General features: G+C 65.2%; 17 protein-coding genes and 1 tRNA gene. 8 read left to right on the top strand and 10 right to left on the bottom strand.

What is annotated here, in order from left to right; all coding sequences use genetic code 11:
* Positions 1 to 10: 10 nt before the first annotated feature.
* Together DM480_RS03150 and DM480_RS03145 are read right to left on the bottom strand one after the other, a co-directional pair.
* Positions 11 to 742, bottom strand: coding sequence for an extensin-like domain-containing protein (locus DM480_RS03150; protein ID WP_115377517.1), 732 nt, complete (start codon positions 740 to 742; stop codon positions 11 to 13).
* Positions 742 to 1,488 (bottom strand): NUDIX domain-containing protein, encoded by a 747-nt coding sequence (locus DM480_RS03145; protein ID WP_115377516.1) that lies wholly within the window; start codon positions 1,486 to 1,488, stop codon positions 742 to 744. Before DM480_RS03145 ends, DM480_RS03150 begins: the two co-directional genes overlap by 1 nt.
* A 138-nt stretch (positions 1,489 to 1,626) precedes the next feature.
* Between DM480_RS03145 and DM480_RS03140 the strand changes: the two genes are divergently transcribed.
* Complete coding sequence (locus DM480_RS03140) at positions 1,627 to 1,893, top strand: DUF6894 family protein (protein ID WP_115380724.1); 267 nt, start codon at positions 1,627 to 1,629, stop codon at positions 1,891 to 1,893.
* A gap of 16 nt (positions 1,894 to 1,909) precedes the next feature.
* Here DM480_RS03140 and DM480_RS03135 read toward each other — a convergent pair.
* Positions 1,910 to 1,985: transfer RNA gene (locus DM480_RS03135), tRNA-Ala, on the bottom strand.
* A 260-nt stretch (positions 1,986 to 2,245) separates the two neighbouring features.
* On the opposite strand from DM480_RS03135, the gene DM480_RS03125 reads away from it, so the two are divergent.
* Together DM480_RS03125 and DM480_RS03120 are read left to right on the top strand one after the other, a co-directional pair.
* Entirely contained in the window at positions 2,246 to 3,457 is a 1,212-nt protein-coding gene (locus tag DM480_RS03125; RefSeq protein WP_115377514.1) for a DUF2171 domain-containing protein, read from the top strand.
* A gap of 126 nt (positions 3,458 to 3,583) precedes the next feature.
* Positions 3,584 to 4,573: an NADP-dependent oxidoreductase gene (locus DM480_RS03120; protein ID WP_115377513.1), complete on the top strand. Its 990-nt coding sequence runs from the start codon at positions 3,584 to 3,586 to the stop codon at positions 4,571 to 4,573.
* A 54-nt stretch (positions 4,574 to 4,627) separates the two neighbouring features.
* On the opposite strand, the gene ypfJ is transcribed toward DM480_RS03120, so the two are convergent.
* Positions 4,628 to 5,542 carry a KPN_02809 family neutral zinc metallopeptidase gene (gene ypfJ / locus DM480_RS03115; RefSeq protein WP_115377512.1) on the bottom strand — a complete coding sequence of 305 codons (915 nt, stop codon included), beginning with the start codon at positions 5,540 to 5,542 and terminating at the stop codon, positions 4,628 to 4,630.
* 107 nt (positions 5,543 to 5,649) lie between these two features.
* Here ypfJ and DM480_RS03110 point away from each other — a divergent pair, with 107 nt between their 5' ends.
* Positions 5,650 to 6,435 (top strand): 3-hydroxybutyrate dehydrogenase, encoded by a 786-nt coding sequence (locus DM480_RS03110; RefSeq protein WP_115377511.1) that lies wholly within the window; start codon positions 5,650 to 5,652, stop codon positions 6,433 to 6,435.
* Between the two features lie 41 nt (positions 6,436 to 6,476).
* Here the strand turns inward: DM480_RS03110 and DM480_RS03105 are convergent, their stop codons facing one another.
* Positions 6,477 to 7,145 (bottom strand): hypothetical protein, encoded by a 669-nt coding sequence (locus DM480_RS03105; RefSeq protein ID WP_115377510.1) that lies wholly within the window; start codon positions 7,143 to 7,145, stop codon positions 6,477 to 6,479.
* A gap of 32 nt (positions 7,146 to 7,177) precedes the next feature.
* On the bottom strand, positions 7,178 to 8,140 hold the full coding sequence (locus DM480_RS03100) for a cation diffusion facilitator family transporter (RefSeq protein ID WP_115377509.1): 963 nt from the start codon (positions 8,138 to 8,140) through the stop codon (positions 7,178 to 7,180).
* A 75-nt stretch (positions 8,141 to 8,215) separates the two neighbouring features.
* Between DM480_RS03100 and DM480_RS03095 the strand changes: the two genes are divergently transcribed.
* The 4 genes from DM480_RS03095 (at position 8,216) to DM480_RS03080 (ending at position 12,176) form a co-directional block, all read left to right on the top strand.
* Entirely contained in the window at positions 8,216 to 8,443 is a 228-nt protein-coding gene (locus DM480_RS03095; protein WP_115377508.1) for an AbrB/MazE/SpoVT family DNA-binding domain-containing protein, read from the top strand.
* Positions 8,440 to 8,829: a type II toxin-antitoxin system death-on-curing family toxin gene (locus DM480_RS03090; RefSeq protein ID WP_115377507.1), complete on the top strand. Its 390-nt coding sequence runs from the start codon at positions 8,440 to 8,442 to the stop codon at positions 8,827 to 8,829. The genes DM480_RS03095 and DM480_RS03090 overlap by 4 nt, the downstream gene beginning before the upstream one ends.
* Positions 8,830 to 9,056: 227 nt before the next feature.
* Entirely contained in the window at positions 9,057 to 10,448 is a 1,392-nt protein-coding gene (locus DM480_RS03085) for a helix-turn-helix domain-containing protein (protein WP_115377506.1), read from the top strand.
* A gap of 135 nt (positions 10,449 to 10,583) precedes the next feature.
* The gene (locus tag DM480_RS03080; RefSeq protein WP_115377505.1) at positions 10,584 to 12,176 is read left to right on the top strand and encodes an isocitrate lyase; all 1,593 of its coding nucleotides are present in this window, start codon (positions 10,584 to 10,586) and stop codon (positions 12,174 to 12,176) included.
* Between the two features lie 169 nt (positions 12,177 to 12,345).
* Here DM480_RS03080 and DM480_RS03075 read toward each other — a convergent pair whose 3' ends face one another.
* The 4 genes from DM480_RS03075 to DM480_RS03060 form a co-directional block, all read right to left on the bottom strand.
* A complete protein-coding gene (locus tag DM480_RS03075; RefSeq protein WP_115377504.1) occupies positions 12,346 to 13,413 on the bottom strand; it encodes a GTP pyrophosphokinase in 1,068 nt (355 codons plus the stop codon).
* 58 nt (positions 13,414 to 13,471) lie between these two features.
* Positions 13,472 to 14,425 (bottom strand): aldo/keto reductase, encoded by a 954-nt coding sequence (locus tag DM480_RS03070; RefSeq protein WP_115377503.1) that lies wholly within the window; start codon positions 14,423 to 14,425, stop codon positions 13,472 to 13,474.
* On the bottom strand, positions 14,422 to 14,628 hold the full coding sequence (locus DM480_RS03065) for a hypothetical protein (protein WP_115377502.1): 207 nt from the start codon (positions 14,626 to 14,628) through the stop codon (positions 14,422 to 14,424). Before DM480_RS03065 ends, DM480_RS03070 begins: the two co-directional genes overlap by 4 nt.
* Before the next feature lie 89 nt (positions 14,629 to 14,717).
* Positions 14,718 to 15,068 (bottom strand): hypothetical protein, encoded by a 351-nt coding sequence (locus DM480_RS03060; protein WP_115377501.1) that lies wholly within the window; start codon positions 15,066 to 15,068, stop codon positions 14,718 to 14,720.
* Between the last annotated feature and the right edge of the window lie 30 nt (positions 15,069 to 15,098).

Raw genomic sequence — 15,098 nt, 5'->3', positions numbered from 1 at the left:
GTGGCGCCGGTCAGCGACAGGCCCGCCGCCCCATCGCGCCGCGATCCGCCTGGTCGAGATGCAGATGGTCGCGATGCGCGACATTGTAATCGGGGGACAGGACGGTCGCGTAGACCCGGCACGCGCCATCCCGCACGTCGCGCAGAAAGGCCGCCTTCGCGCTCTGGCCGCGCCAGTCACGCGCGACGGTAATGCGCGTGCCGTTGGCCAGGCGAAAGCCCGCGATATCGATCGCATTGGCGCGGGCGTGTTCGCTCCAGTTGCCCGCGGCGCGGCCGTAGAGGCGACGGCAGGCGTAGCTGCCGAGATGCTCGATGCGGACGATGGGTACGCCGAACCGCGCCTGCGCGGCTGGTTGCACGACGTTCCATTCCCACACCGCCAGCGCCGCCGCGACGGGACAGGTGGTACCGAGCCCTGGCGGTGTCAGCGCGATCGTTCGTGCGCCACCGGGATCGAGGCGCACCGCGTCGCGATAGCCGCATGTCGCCCCGTCTCGGTGTGCGGGCAGGGCGGTGTACCGGATCCCCGCCTGGTCGAGCAGCGCGTGGCAGAGCGCCAAGTCGTCGCCAAGCGCGGCGAGCTTGCGCGCGGTCGACAGGCCCGGCGGCGCGGCGAGGTCGAGCGGTGTCCAGGGCAAATCCTGCGGACGGCCGCGCATCAGCGCGAAGACGACGAGCAGCGCAGCCCCTGCTACGAGCAGGCCAACACACCACATGATCGCGCGGCGCAGCCCGCGCATCAGTGGCGCCGTACCGCGGTCATGGGTTCGGCGGTAACCGGATAGCCGCAGTCCGCCGGAATGCAAAGATGCAACACGCCGTCGCGTTCCTCGACGAAGGGCGTGATCGTGCGCATCGGAAAGGCTGCGGCGTCGGCGCAGGCGGCGGCATGGCTATCGAACCGGGCGAGCCGTTCGAGATTGCGGCGCGTCGGATAGATGATCGTCGCCTCGCCCGCGTCCGCTGCCGCCAGTGCCTGCGCGGCGGTGGTCCAGACAAGGCGGACGTTCTCCGTCCCGTCGACCTCGACCTCGACGTCCGCCGGCGCACGGGCGAGGAAGAAGAGGGTGTCGAAGATACGCATTCCCGGGTGATCGGGCAGCCAGCGCGCAAAGGGTGTCAGCGCATCGGGGATCAGCGTCAGCCCGTGTGCGGCGAGCGTCTGCGCGAACGGCATCCCCGCGTGGAGCTTTGCGCGAAGGTCGGCGACGGTGGCGGCGGACGGCGTGGGCGCGACGCCGATCGCCAGCCCTACTTCCTCGATCGTCTCACGGATCGCGGCGATGCGCGCAGGGCCGTCGTCGCCCAGACCCATGACCTCCGCCAACCGGTAATCGTCGGGATCGATACGGCCGCCGGGAAAGACCATCGCGCCGGCCGCAAACGCCATCGTCGCTGCCCGTTCGACCATCAACAGCTCCGGCGCGCGCCCGATCCGGTCGCGCAGGATGACGAGGGTGCTGGCCGGAATCGGAAGGGCGCTCATGCCATCGTGTAACGCGCCGGCGGCCGAACGGGTCAACCCGCCATGTCCGATGGCCCGTCTATCGCGGTAACGTGGTTAACTTCGTATAGATCAATGATCCAGGACAGGCGGTAGGAAAGCCCCTTCGAGGAGGGCGTGGTGCCGCGTTACCATTTCCATATCCACGATGGCGTCTCGATCCCCGACCCGGTCGGTCGGGAGCTTCCCGACCTCGCCGCCGCGCAACGCGTCGCGATCCGGTTCGCGGCAGAGATGATCGAGCCGATCAGCGATATCTGGTCGGGGCACGAATGGCGTCTGGAAGTGACCGACGCGCACGGCCTGACACTGTTCCTGCTGGATTTCGTCGGCACGCTCGCGCCCGCGGCGCAGCAACACGGATCGCAGGACGGCTCGACGCGCTAGCGGCCGGCGGAGTGGGTGGTGGAGCTGAGGGGAATCGAACCCCTGACCTCTGCAGTGCGATTGCAGCGCTCTCCCATCTGAGCTACAGCCCCGCACTCCGCCCCGGCATGGCCGGGAGCGACGCCATTAGCGGGCCTTTTCCGGTGATGCAACAGCGCGCCGGGCCCCGCCCACGAAAATCTTGATCCCGCGGCCGGTGCGTTCCGACGCGACCGGCAGCCGCGAATTTGCGTTGTTCTGAAAGCGCAACGATAGGAACGAAGCCGCACCTTTGACGCTTGTTAGCGCCGGACGCAGGAGCGCGAAAAACGACGCTCCGCAGCCGCAGGACGACCATCCGAAGGAGACGATCATGGGCTACGAACGCTATCCGCGGGGAACCAATCCGCAGGGCGACTATTACGGCCGCTCCGACACGCAGGACTACGGGCAGGATTATGGCTCGGGCCGCAACTACAGCTATTCCAGCGCGCGCGATTACGAGGCGGCGGGCGCGTTCGACAATGATCGCGATTACGGGCGCCGCGAATACGGCAACCAGCGTTACGAGCAGCGCGACCGGTTCAACCGCGACCGCGAGGCCTATGGCGCGGGCGGGTACAACCGCGGCGCGCGTGACTGGGGCCAGTCGGACAATCGCTACGGCAGCCAAAGCCGCTATGGCGCAGACCAGGATCGCTACGGCGCGTCGCGTCAGGAATATCACGGCAGCTACGGCCACGATGGCCGCCGCTTCCTCGACGTCGGCCAGAACCGTCACGCCGACGACGACACTTATCGCGGCCGCTACGACAATCGCGGCAGCTATGGCGAAGGCCGCAGCAGCTACAACCGCGGCGCGGCTCAGCAGGGCGGCTATGGCCGTCAGCCGCAGGGCTACGACTATGAAGAGCGCGGTTTCTTCGCGCGCGCCGGCGACGAGGTCCGCTCGTGGTTCGGCGACGAGGAAGCGGAGCGCCGCCGCGAGATGGATTCGCGCTATGACGAGCGTTACGACAGCGGCACCGACGATCATTATGGTAACTGGCGCCGTGGCCAAATCGCATCGCTCGACCGCGACTACGACGAATATCGCCGCGAGAATCGCACGAAATTCGAGAACGAATTCAGCTCGTGGCGCACGAACCGCCAGGGGCAGCGCGATTCGCTGAACAAGGTCGAGGAACATATGGACGTCGTCGGCAGCGACGGCGAGCATGTCGGCACCGTCGACAAGGTGCGCGGCGACCGTATCCTGCTGACCAAGAACGACCGCGATGCCGGCGGCCATCACCATTCGATCCCGTCGAGCTGGCTGAGGAGCGTCGACGACAAGGTGACGCTGACCAAGACCGCGTCGGAAGCAAAGTCCGCGTGGCGCGATGAAGAGCGCAATCAGGCCATGTTCGGCTACGGCGACAACGTGCAGGGTCGCGACAAGGGCGACCGCGATACCGCGAACTGGTCGAGCCAGGCCAATAGTGGGACGACGGGCACGGTGACCGGCACCGGCGCGACGGCCACGGCAGGCGCGCAGGCGGCGGACAAGACCGCGGCCGACCGGAACACGTCGGGCACCTACTAAGCCATTCGACAATAAGGATCCTGCGGGATCCCCAGGAGAAGGCCCGGAAGGCATCGTCTTTCCGGGCCTTTTTCGTTGCGATTGAAAACTGATGGGGCCAAGCTGTCCCGCGAAGGAGAATGGAATATGGCCAGAGCCTGGAGCCTCACGTCGCGCCCGCATGGCATGCCGACGATGGACAATTTCGAGCTGATCGACCTCGGCACGCGCGACCTTGCCGATGGCGAGGTGCGGATCGCCAACCAGTGGTTGTCGGTCGATCCCTATATGCGCGGCCGTATGAACGACGTGAAAAGCTATACGCCGCCGTTCGAGCTGAACAAGCCGATGCAGGGCGGTGCGGTCGGGCGGGTCGTCGAAAGCCGGTCGGACCGGTTCGCGGCCGGCGACATGGTCCAGCATTTCGGCGGCTGGCGCGACGAGGCGATCCTGCCCGCGGAGCAGGTGCAGCCGCTGCCGCAACTCGACGTCGATCCGCAGGCGTTTCTGGGTCAGCTCGGCATGCCCGGAATGACCGCCTATTTCGGATTGATCGAGGTCGCGCAGCTGAAGGAAGGCGACACGGTCTTCGTCTCGGCCGCCGCCGGCGCGGTCGGATCGACCGTGGTGCAGATCGCCAAGGCGAAGGGGTGCCATGTCATCGGCTCCGCGGGCGGTGCCGACAAATGCGCCTGGGTCCAGTCGCTTGGTGCGGATGCGGTCGTCGATTACAAGGCCGGCGTGCCGGTGGTGAAGGCGCTGGGCGAGGTCGCGCGCAACGGCATCGATGTTTATTTCGACAATGTCGGTGGCGAGCATCTCGACGCGGCGCTGGCGCATGCCAACGTCCATGCGCGCTTCGCGATCTGCGGGATGATCGACGTCTATAATTCCGCGGAGCCGACGTCGCTCAAATATCTCGCCCGCCTGATCGGCAACCGGGTGCGGATGCAGGGTTTCATCGTCAGCGATTACATCGACCGTGCGGGCGAATTCTATCGCGACATGGGCGGCTGGCTGTCCGAGGGCAAGCTCAAGCGGCAGGAGACGGTGTTCGAGGGGCTGGAGAAGACGCCCGACGCGTTCCTGGCGCTGTTTTCCGGCGGCAACACCGGCAAGATGCTCGTGCGCATCTAGGGGCTCTGTCCGTCACCCCGGCAGGCGTGCCGGGGTAACGGATATCCGTTGCGGTCAGACCGCACCGTTGAACGTATCGCACTGGGCGGGGTCGCCCGTCTCGAACCCGCGCTTCAGCCAGTAAACGCGCTGCGCGGAGGTGCCGTGCGTGAAGCTGTCGGGGACGACGCGTCCCTGCGCTTCCTTCTGCAGCGTGTCGTCGCCGATCGCGTTGGCGGCGGTCAGCCCCTCCTGAAGATCGGTCGCGTCCATCCGGTCGCGGTTCTTCGCCGCCCAGACACCGGCGTAGCAATCGGCCTGCAATTCCAGCCGGACGGAGGCGGCATTGCCCTCTGCCTCGCTCGACGAGCGCTGCACGCGTTGCACCTGGTCCGACGTGCCGAGCAGGTTCTGGATGTGGTGGCCGAATTCGTGCGCGATCACATAATCCTGCGCGAAATCGCCCTTCGCACCGAACCGGTTCGCCAGTTCGTTGAAGAAGCTGGTGTCGAGGTAGATGTCGTGGTCGGTCGGACAATAGAATGGGCCCATCGCCGATTGCGCCGCGCCGCAGCCAGAAATGCCGCTGCCCGAGAAGAAGCGCAGGCCCGGCTTCTCGAACTTCGCGCCCTGCCCTGCGAAGATCGCGGACCACGTCTTTTGCGCGGACTGGAAGGCGTTGCACGCCGATTTGGCATTGGCGTCGGTGGTGCACAGCCGCGTCACCTCTGCCGCCGACCCGCCGCCCTGCTCGCGCTGCGTCACGGCGGGCGTGTTGCCGCCGCCGCCCAGCATGCCGCCGAGATTGCCGAGGCCGCCGAATACCGCCAACAGCAACAGCACGACGACGATCCCGCCGCAGCCGAAGCGGCTGCCGATCAGCGGCAGCAGCCCGAACAGCAGACCGCCGCCACCGCCGCCGCCAAATCCGCCGCCTTCACGCGCCTCACCGACATCGATGTCGTTGGGATCGAAATCGTCGAGGCGCATGGGCAGGTCTCCGTTGTGCTGCCGTTACGAATGCGCATCGCGGCGCCCGGTTGCAACCGGATGGGGCAAGCGGGCATGAAGCGGCCAGAAAAAGGGAGAATGCGCCGATGTTCCTCAAGGGCAAGACAGCCGTCATCACCGGATCCACCTCCGGCATCGGGCTCGCTTATGCCCGTGCGCTGGCGGCGGAAGGTGCGGCGGTCGTCATCAACGGCTTCGGCGACACCGAGGCGATCGAGGCAACGCGGGGCGAACTGGCCGCCGTAAGCGGGGCGGGGGCGCTGTACGATGCCGCCGACATGACCCAGCCCGAACAAATCCGCGCGATGATCGATCGCGCCGCACATGAGCTTGGCGGCGTCGACATCCTGATTAACAACGCGGGCATCCAGCACGTCGCGCCGATCGACCAGTTCCCGGCCGAGAAGATGGAGGCGATCGTCGCGATCAACATGACGAGCGCCTGGTATGCGATGCAGGCGGCCGTGCCGCACATGAAGGCGAAGGGATGGGGACGGATCATCTCCACCGCCTCCGCGCACAGCCTGGTCGCGAGCCCGAACAAGTCCGCCTATGTGATGGCGAAGCACGGCCTCGTCGGGCTGACCAAGACCGTGGCGATCGAGACCGCAACGCAGGGCATCACCGCCAATTGCATCTCGCCCGGCTATGTCTGGACGCCGCTGGTCGAGGCGCAGATTCCCGACACGATGAAGGCGCGCGGCCTCACCCGCGAGCAGGTGATGAACGACGTGCTTCTCGCCGCGCAGCCGACCAAGGAATTCGTGACGCCCGAACAGGTCGCCGCGCTCGCGCTGTTCCTGTGCGGCGACGCAGCGAAGGCGATCACCGGCGCGAACCTGTCGGTCGACGGCGGCTGGACCGCGATGTGATCGCCCCCGCCGCGCCAATGGATGGGGCGGCGGCGCGGCCGCTATTGCGCGGGTAGCGGCTGTACCGTCGCCGGGGCCGGCGGCACGACCGCAGCGGGGCCGGCCGGGCCGGGGGCAGCGACGATCGGCGCGCTCGTAAGCGGCGGCAGCGCGGCGAGATAGGCCTTGCCGTGCATGTTCACCGGCTGGATGTGCCCGACATTGGCGGCGGCGACCGCCTGAAGATACGAGCGCGGCTTTTTCATCAGCTTGGGCTGGTCGAGCCCGGTCAGCCCGGCGATCCGCGCGGCTTCCTTGACGAAATGGATGCAATTGCGGCTGTTGAGGTTGTAATGCCCATCGCCGGTCTTGTCGTCCCACGCCGCGATCAGTTTCAGCACCTCGGCATATTGCGCGTCGGTGAGCGTCACGGAGAATTGCGCGTCGCTGCCCTGGATGTAGGTCGGCTTGGAGATGTCGAGCCGGCCGGGCACGGTGCCCATCAACAGCGCGGGCGTCACCGCCTTCGCGGTGAAGCCGTAATTGGCGTCGACAGGCGCGCCGCCCGCATCCGGTACGCCGCGCAATGTAAAGAAGGCGTGCGGGAAGCTGTTGCCGAATTCGTGGCTCCAAAAGGTGATTGTCACCGCGGCCCAGGCTGGCGTCGCGCCGAGCAGCGCGACGAACGTCATCATCAGGGCGAGCAACGGGCGCAGGATAAAGCGTGGCATGGTCGGCAGCCTATCTGATTTTCTGGGAAGCGTCAGCCGTCCAGGCCGCGGTCTGCAGTGCTCAGTATCGCATTTTCGCGGGCTTCGGGGCGAATGTAGATCGAACTCAGCGTCGGCACGGCGGCGCGCAATCTGTCTTCCAGCATCTCGATAAGCGCCTCGCCCTCTCCCATCGTGATCGCATCCTGGAAATCGGCGCTGACCGCGACGAAGATCGAATCGGGGGCGGTGTGGATGGTGCGGACGTGGTTGACGTGGGCGATGGCGGGATGGGCGGCGACGATGCCGCGCACCGTCTCGACCACCTGCGGATCGGCGCGCTCGCCGATCAACAGACCCTTCGCCTCGCGCGCCAGTAGCACCGCGACCAGGCCGAGGATCAGGCCGATCAGAATCGACGCGACGCCATCGATGCGCGGATCGTTGAACGCATGGCTCGCCCAGACGCCGAGCCCGGCGATGACGAGGCCGGCGAGCGCGGCGGAATCTTCGAACAGCACGATGAAGCCGGCCGGGTCCTTCGATCGCCGCACCGCCTGCCACCAGCCAAGCTCGCCCTTCGCGCGGCGGAATTCGCGCATCGCAAGGAACCATGACGAGCCTTCAAGGACCATCGCGATGGCAAGGACGATGTAATTGACCAGCGGATCGACCAGCTCCTCCGGCTCGATGATATGCAGATATCCTTCGTACACCGACACGCCGGCGCCCACCGCAAAGATCAGGATCGCGACGACGAACGCCCAGAAATAGAGTTCGCGGCCATAGCCGAACGGATGGATTTCATCGGGCGGCCGCTTCGCACGGTGCTGGCCGTAGAGCAGCAGGATCTGATTGCCGCTGTCGACGCAGCTATGCACGCCTTCGGTCAGCATCGACGAGGAACCGGTGATCGCGGCCGCGATGAATTTCGCGACGCCGATCCCAAGATTGGCGGCCAGCGCGCCGTACAGAACGATATTCTCGCGGATACGCGCGGCCAAGCCATGGGTCATGCGCGGCTCAACGCAGGGTCGTCGCGCTGGTGCCGTGGGATGGCGATGACGCCGCGAGTATGTTATAACGCTCGTATGAGCATCGAGACGAAGATCATCAAAATCGGCAATTCGCAGGGCATCATCCTAAGCAAGGAAGTGCTGGCCAAGCTGCGTCTTGCCGTTGGCGATAAGGTTTTTCTGCCCGAACAACCCGGCGGCTACGGGATACGCGCGCATGACCCGGATTTCGTCGAGGCGATGAAGGCGGCCGAAGCGATCATGCGCGAGGACCGCGACATCCTTGCCGTGCTTGCCACATGACCGCGCTGCCGCGATTTCTTTCCGCGGATATCGCAATCGCCGTCCACGATCGCCAACTCGCCGAACATGGCGGCCCGGCGGGTGTGAAAGACATGGGGCTGCTCGAGTCGGCGATGGCGCGACCGGTCAACAAACATGCCCATGGCGAGGAGGATCTATGCGCGCTGGCAGCGGCTTACGCCTATGGCATCGCGCGCAACCATCCATTCGTTGATGGTAACAAACGAACGGCGTGGGTGATCGCGCGTCTTTTCCTCAAGCTGAACGCAGTCGAGATCATCTTTGAAAAGGTGGATGCGATCGAGGTGGTGCTGGCGCTGGCAGCGGGCGAATGTCCGGAAAACGCCTTGGCAGCCTGGTTTCAAACGCGAGTGGTGGTGGAATAGGCCACCTATAAACTGGAATGCCCGCCGGCGATGACGCCAGCGGGCACCTTTCCTCCCCAGGAAACTTTCGACGACCCTGATACCGCAGGGTTTTCCACCGGCCAGCCGTTCGCTGCCGGCGGCCGCGGTCATGATGTGTACGGCATCTGAGCTGGGTTTCGTGTATCTGTAATGAATTGACAAAGTTTGCTGGGTCGATGACCTCTGTCGCTCGACAAGGAGGATCGATGGCGGAGCGCAAATTGTTCGCGGGGCATGCGGTGCGGCGGCTGCGACGGCAGGCCGGGCTGACCCAAGCGGCGATGGCGGAGGCGATGGCGATCTCGCCGAGCTACCTCAATCTCGTCGAGCGTAACCAGCGGCCGCTGTCGGCGGCGCTGCTCGTTAAGCTCGCCGAATCCTACGACTTCGATCCGCGCGCACTGACCGCGGGTGAGCCGGGCGGCGGCGAGGCGGCGTTGCGGCGCAGGCTCGCCGATCCGATGTTCGCGGACCTCGAGATCGATCGCAACGAACTGGCCGAGTGGATTGCGGGCGCGCCCGGCGGCGCGGAGGCGTTTGCGCGTGTCTATGATCGGCTGGGCGCGGGCGGGGGCAGCGGCATCGCGGCGGAGGGTGTCGATCCCGTCGGCGAGGTGCGGCGCGAGATCGAGCGGTGGCGGGGGCATTTTCCCGACCTCGATGGCATCGCTGAGAATCTGGCCGACGAACTGCGCATGGGCGCGGGCGATCTGTACGGCGCGATCGCCGAGCGGTTGCGCGTCAAGCACCAGCTGACGATCCGCATCCTGCCGTTCGAGGTAATGCCCGACCTGCTCCACCGGCTCGACCTGCATGCGCGCCAGCTGCAGCTCAGCGAAACGCTCGACCCCGCCTCGCGCAGCTTCGCCGCTGCCTATCAGCTCGCGCTGATCGAGGCGCGCGGCGAGATCGATGCGCTCGCCAAGGGGGCCGGGTTCGCCGATCGCGCGGCGGAGCGTCTGTTCCGCCGACATCTGGCCAGCTATTTCGCGGCTGCGGTGATGATGCCCTATGCCCGGTTCCTGCGCGCATGCGAATCGACCGGTTATGACTTCGAGCTGCTGCAGCGCCGCTTCGGTGCGGGGTTCGAACAGGTGGCGCACCGACTGACGACGCTGCACCGCGTCGGCGCGCGTGGGCTGCCGTTCTTCCTGATCCGCGTCGACCGCGCCGGGCAATGTTCCAAGCGCTTCGCCGGATCGAGCGCGTCGCCGCTTGCCGAGGCGAAGGGCCGCTGCCCGCTCTGGCGCATCCACCATGCGTTCGACCGGCCCGGCGACCTCGCGATCCAGCTCGTCGAACTGGAGGATGGCGCGCGCTGGCTGACCGTGTCGCGAACGGTGACGCCGCAGCGGCGGCGCTATGGAGCGGTGGTCGCGGAATTCGCGATCGGCCTGGGCGTGCCGGCGGATATGGCCGGTGGCCTGGCGGTCGCGCGCGGTATCGACCTGAAAGGCGATGCGACGCCGATCGGGCTTGGCTGTAGTGCCTGTCACCGCGCCGATTGCCCGCAACGCTCCGCCCCGCCGACGGGTCGGCCGCTGCTGATCAGCGATCGGGACAGAGGCGTGTCGGGTTTCGCCTTCGCCGGTGATTGATGTGAATAAGATGACATAATTACAAATTAGTGTACGCGAGATTGACCGAACGACGCTGCAAAAAATGGTAAAACCGGCCGATCGGCTGTAAATCGTTGTACATTGCATTGCATCATTTTGCAGCGAGGCAGTGCCATGACGTACCAGCAGACCATCGGAACCGCGCATCAAACGATCGGAGGCCAGCCCACCTGGGCGGGGATCGATGCCGAGGCAGTGGCGCGGATGCGCCTGCAGAACCGTTTCCGCACCGGGCTGGACATCGCGCGCTACACCGCCGCGATCATGCGCCGCGACATGGCAGCCTATGACGCGGACCCGGCGGCCTATACGCAGTCGCTGGGCTGCTGGCACGGCTTCATCGGCCAGCAGAAGATGATCGCGATCAAGAAACATTTCGGCACGACCAAGGGACGTTACCTCTATCTGTCCGGCTGGATGGTCGCGGCGCTACGCAGCGAATTCGGCCCGCTGCCCGACCAGTCGATGCATGAGAAGACGAGCGTGCCTGCGCTGATCGAGGAGCTCTACACGTTCCTCCGCCAGGCGGATGCACGCGAGCTGTCGTTGCTGTTCCGGGAACTTGACGCGGCCAAGGCGGCGGGTGACGTGGTTAATACCCATCGTCTGTTGCACAAGATCGATGCGCACGAGACGCATGTCGTGCCGATCATCGCCGACATCGACGCAGGGTTCGGCAATGCGGAGGCGACGTATCTGCTGGCGAAGAAGATGATCGAGGCGGGCGCCTGCGCGCTGCAGATCGAAAACCAGGTCAGCGACGAGAAACAGTGCGGGCATCAGGACGGCAAGGTCACCGTGCCGCACGAGGATTTCCTGCAAAAGGTCCGCGCCTGCCGCTACGCCTTTCTCGAACTCGGCGTTGAAGACGGGATCATCGTCACGCGCACCGATTCGCTGGGCGCGGGGCTGACCAAGCAGATCGCCTATTCGACAAAGGCCGGCGATCTGGGCGACCAGTATAACGCGTTCCTCGATTGCGACGAGGTCGACGTCTCCCAGATCGGCAACGGCGACGTCGTCATCACGCGCGAGGGCAAGCTGCTCCGCCCGAAGCGGCTGCCGTCGAACCTGTATCAGTTCCGCGAGGGGACGGGGGCGGACCGCTGCGTGCTCGATTGCATCACCAGCCTGCAGAACGGCGCCGACCTGTTGTGGATCGAGACGGAAAAACCGCATATCGAGCAGATCGCCTCGATGGTCGATCGCATCCGCGCGGTCGTGCCCAATGCCAAGCTCGTCTACAACAATTCGCCCAGTTTCAACTGGACGCTGAACTTCCGCCAGCAGGTCTATGATGCCTGGGCGGACGAGGGGCGCGACGTTGCGGCCTATGACCGGGCGCGTCTGATGAGCGCGGACTATGACGACAGCGCGCTGGCGGTGGAGGCGGACGAGCGTATCCGCACGTTCCAGAAGGATGCGAGCGCGCGGGCGGGCATCTTCCACCATCTCATCACGCTGCCGACCTATCACACGGCGGCGCTCAGCACGGACAATCTGGCGCGCGAATATTTCGGCGAGGCGGGGATGCTGGGCTACGTCAAGAACGTCCAGCGCCGCGAAATCCGCGAAGGCATCGCCTGCGTGAAGCACCAGAACATGTCCGGCAGCGACATCGGCGACGACCACAAGGACTATTTCGCCGGCGAGGCCGCGCTGAAGGCCGGCGGCGCGCACAACACGATGAACCAGTTCGCGGCATAACAGCGGCGGCTGGCTACTCCGCCTGCGGCGGGGTGGTCAGCCGTTTTCCGACGGGCCTCCCTAGTGCTCACGCGTTGGGGGAGCCCAAAGTCGCACACGCTGTCTCGGATGGCTCCGGGTTCCTGCGAACGCAGGAACGCCGCGCATTCAAAAATGACTGGATGCCGCCTTAAATGCCGAGGACGCTCTTGGCGACTTCACGGAATTTTACCGAAAACATGTTGGCGATCTTCTTGCTCTGTACCTCTTTCGGCTCGCTCAGCAGTAGAACCATTCGGGTTAGCGTATTCAGGTCGGTTTTGCCGACGCTCAAGAGAGATGCCCATTCCCGATATATCTTCTTTATATCATCATAATTCTTATTAAGAGAATCTATGATGAGCTTATCAAGTTGAATGATGGTTTTGATACCTAACTCATCAAGCTGCGTGATAAGCCTCTGTGTTGATCCTTCCTGTTCGGAAAATTGGATATTGGGAATATCGTCGACGATCCCGATCAAGCGCTTGATTGCCGGGCGATCGGAGGTTTCGGCGTTGAGATAGGTCTGGATCGATTCGAGATTCAGCTCGATGTCGAGCGCCCCCGCCTTGATCTCGTTTTCGTATTGCTCGCGGAGTTCCGAAATCCTCTCGTTGAGGAAGGTGAAGTCGTCGTCGACCGATTCGAGCAGCGCACTGATCCGGAAGAGGCGGCGACGAAGCGGGCGCGGCGTTTCATGCTCATTCTTGTAGCGAAGCTTCCAGTCAATCGCCGCCCAGGCATGCTGCAACACGGTGCGCACCTGAATTTCCGCCTTCATGTCGGCGAACCGCGCGAAGTCGGGCAGTGCGAGTCGTTCGGCCGAATAGGACAGGACGAGATGCGTCGACTGATAGCCGAAGCGGTCGGTTTCCATCTCGTCGCTGACCACGCGCGAATTGGCCTCATCGACATCCATCGATTCACGCAAATGCCGGATGAGTAGGTCGACCTCGCTCGGGAGATATGTGATGATGCGGATACCGCTGAGATCGGTGACATCCGTGAAGTCGGCGTATTTGCCGAGCTTGTCCTCGCGATTGACCTTGTCGTCGAAGCTGTCGAGCTCTTTGGTGCGCTGCTCGATTTGATGAACCTCGACACCTTTTGCCTTCGCGATGGTGCTGATTACGCCGGACAGGCTAGCGGTGAACGCCACATAGGTCGGGCGGACGGCGGCATAGGCCTGGGTGAGGGGCGAGCGTGGTTCGGTCATCCCCGCCAGTCTGGGTGGCGGCCCCCACACCGCCAAGCGCAGAATGCTCCGTTCCCGATCAACTCCCGGCGGCGTCGAGGCGGCCGATCTGGTCCTTGCTGAGCGCGAGCGTCATCGCGGGCAGCAGATCGTGTAGCTGGTCGACGCTGGTCGCACTGGCGATCGGCGCGGTGACGCCTTCCTGCGCGATCAGCCAGGCGAGCGCGATCTGCGCGAGCGTCGCGCCGGTTTCACCCGCGATTTCGTCCATTACCGCAAGCACGCTCGCGCCCTTGCCTTCGAGCAGATCGCCCATACGATTGCCGCGCACGCTCTTCGATAGATCGTCGCGGCCGCGATATTTGCCCGTCAGGAAGCCAGAGGCGAGGCCGTAGTAGGGCAGCACGCCGATGTTCTCGGCGATGCAATAATCCTCCAACTCGCCTTCGTATTTATGCCGGCTGACGAGGTTATATTCGGGTTGCAGGACGTGATAGCGTGGCAGGCCGTTCGCCGTGGCGGCGTCGTTCGCCGACTTGAGCCGGGCGGCGTGGAAATTGGACGCGCCGATGACGCGCACCTTGCCCGCGTCGATCAGCTTGCCAAACACCTCCAGCACCGCCTCCTGCGGGACGCTGTCGTCGTCCTGATGCGCGTAATAGAGGTCGATGCGATCGGTGCCGAGCCGGCGCAGCGAGGCTTCCGCGGCGGCGGTGATCCGCGCCGGCGCGAGCTTTTCGCCGCCCTCGCCGGGCAGCATGCCGACCTTGGTCGCGATCAGCACGTGATTGCGCTTGCCGCTTGCCTTCAGCCATTCGCCGATCATCGTTTCGGATTCGCCGCCGCGATGGCCGTCGACCCACGCTGAATAGACGTCCGCAGTATCGATCATCGTGCCGCCACCCTCGACGAAGGCATCAAGCACCGCGAAACTAGCGGCGCGATCCGCGGTCCATCCGAAGACGTTGCCGCCCAGTACGAGCGGGGTGATGCGCAGGTCGGTCGCGCCGAGACGGCGAAGCTGTGCGGTCATATGGGGTCGCTTTCGTTGTCGGGCGTGTCGCCGGGGTCGATCGCGTTGAGGTCGACACTGTTAGCGTCCAGCATTTCGGCTGCTTCGTTGAGTTGACGTGCCTCGTCCGCGGTCACCGTGCCGGGCTGGTCGTCTGGGCCCCGCGAGCAGGCGGCGATCGTGAAAAGCAGCGTCATGGCGAGGGCGGGAAGCAAGCGCGTCATGGCCGATGTCTTCCGCGATCCTGTGCGTTAGGCAAGCCGTTACCTGCCGACCCGGCGCGGCGCCGGGTCGGCAGGTGCGCACGCTGGGGTCAGTCCTTGATCGCGCGGCCGGCGCGCTCAAGCGCGTTGCCGGTGGCGTCGGCGGCACGGTCCGCGGTGTTGCTGATCGCCGCGCCCGCCTTGTCGGCGCCGTGATCGATGTCGCGACCGGCGCGATCGGCGGCGTTCGAGATATGGTCACCGGCACGATCGAGGCTGCGTTCCGCCTTACCGAAGGCATTGTCGGTGGCGGCGGAAACGTCGGCGGCGGCATTGTCCGCGGTCGCGCGCGCGTCGGCGGCGATGGCGTTGCCGGCCTGCGCGGTCTGATCCTGCGCATTCTGGCTGCATGCGCCCAGCGCGAGGGCGGGGACGGCGGCGAGAAGGACGATCCGCTTCATGATGAACTCCCTGTCAGTTGATCCAAGTGT

It is taken from the genome of Sphingomonas sp. FARSPH, assembly GCF_003355005.1.
Lineage (GTDB): Bacteria > Pseudomonadota > Alphaproteobacteria > Sphingomonadales > Sphingomonadaceae > Sphingomonas.
The sequence above is the reverse complement of the archived record's forward strand: the minus strand, read 5'-3'. Positions and strand labels throughout refer to the sequence as shown.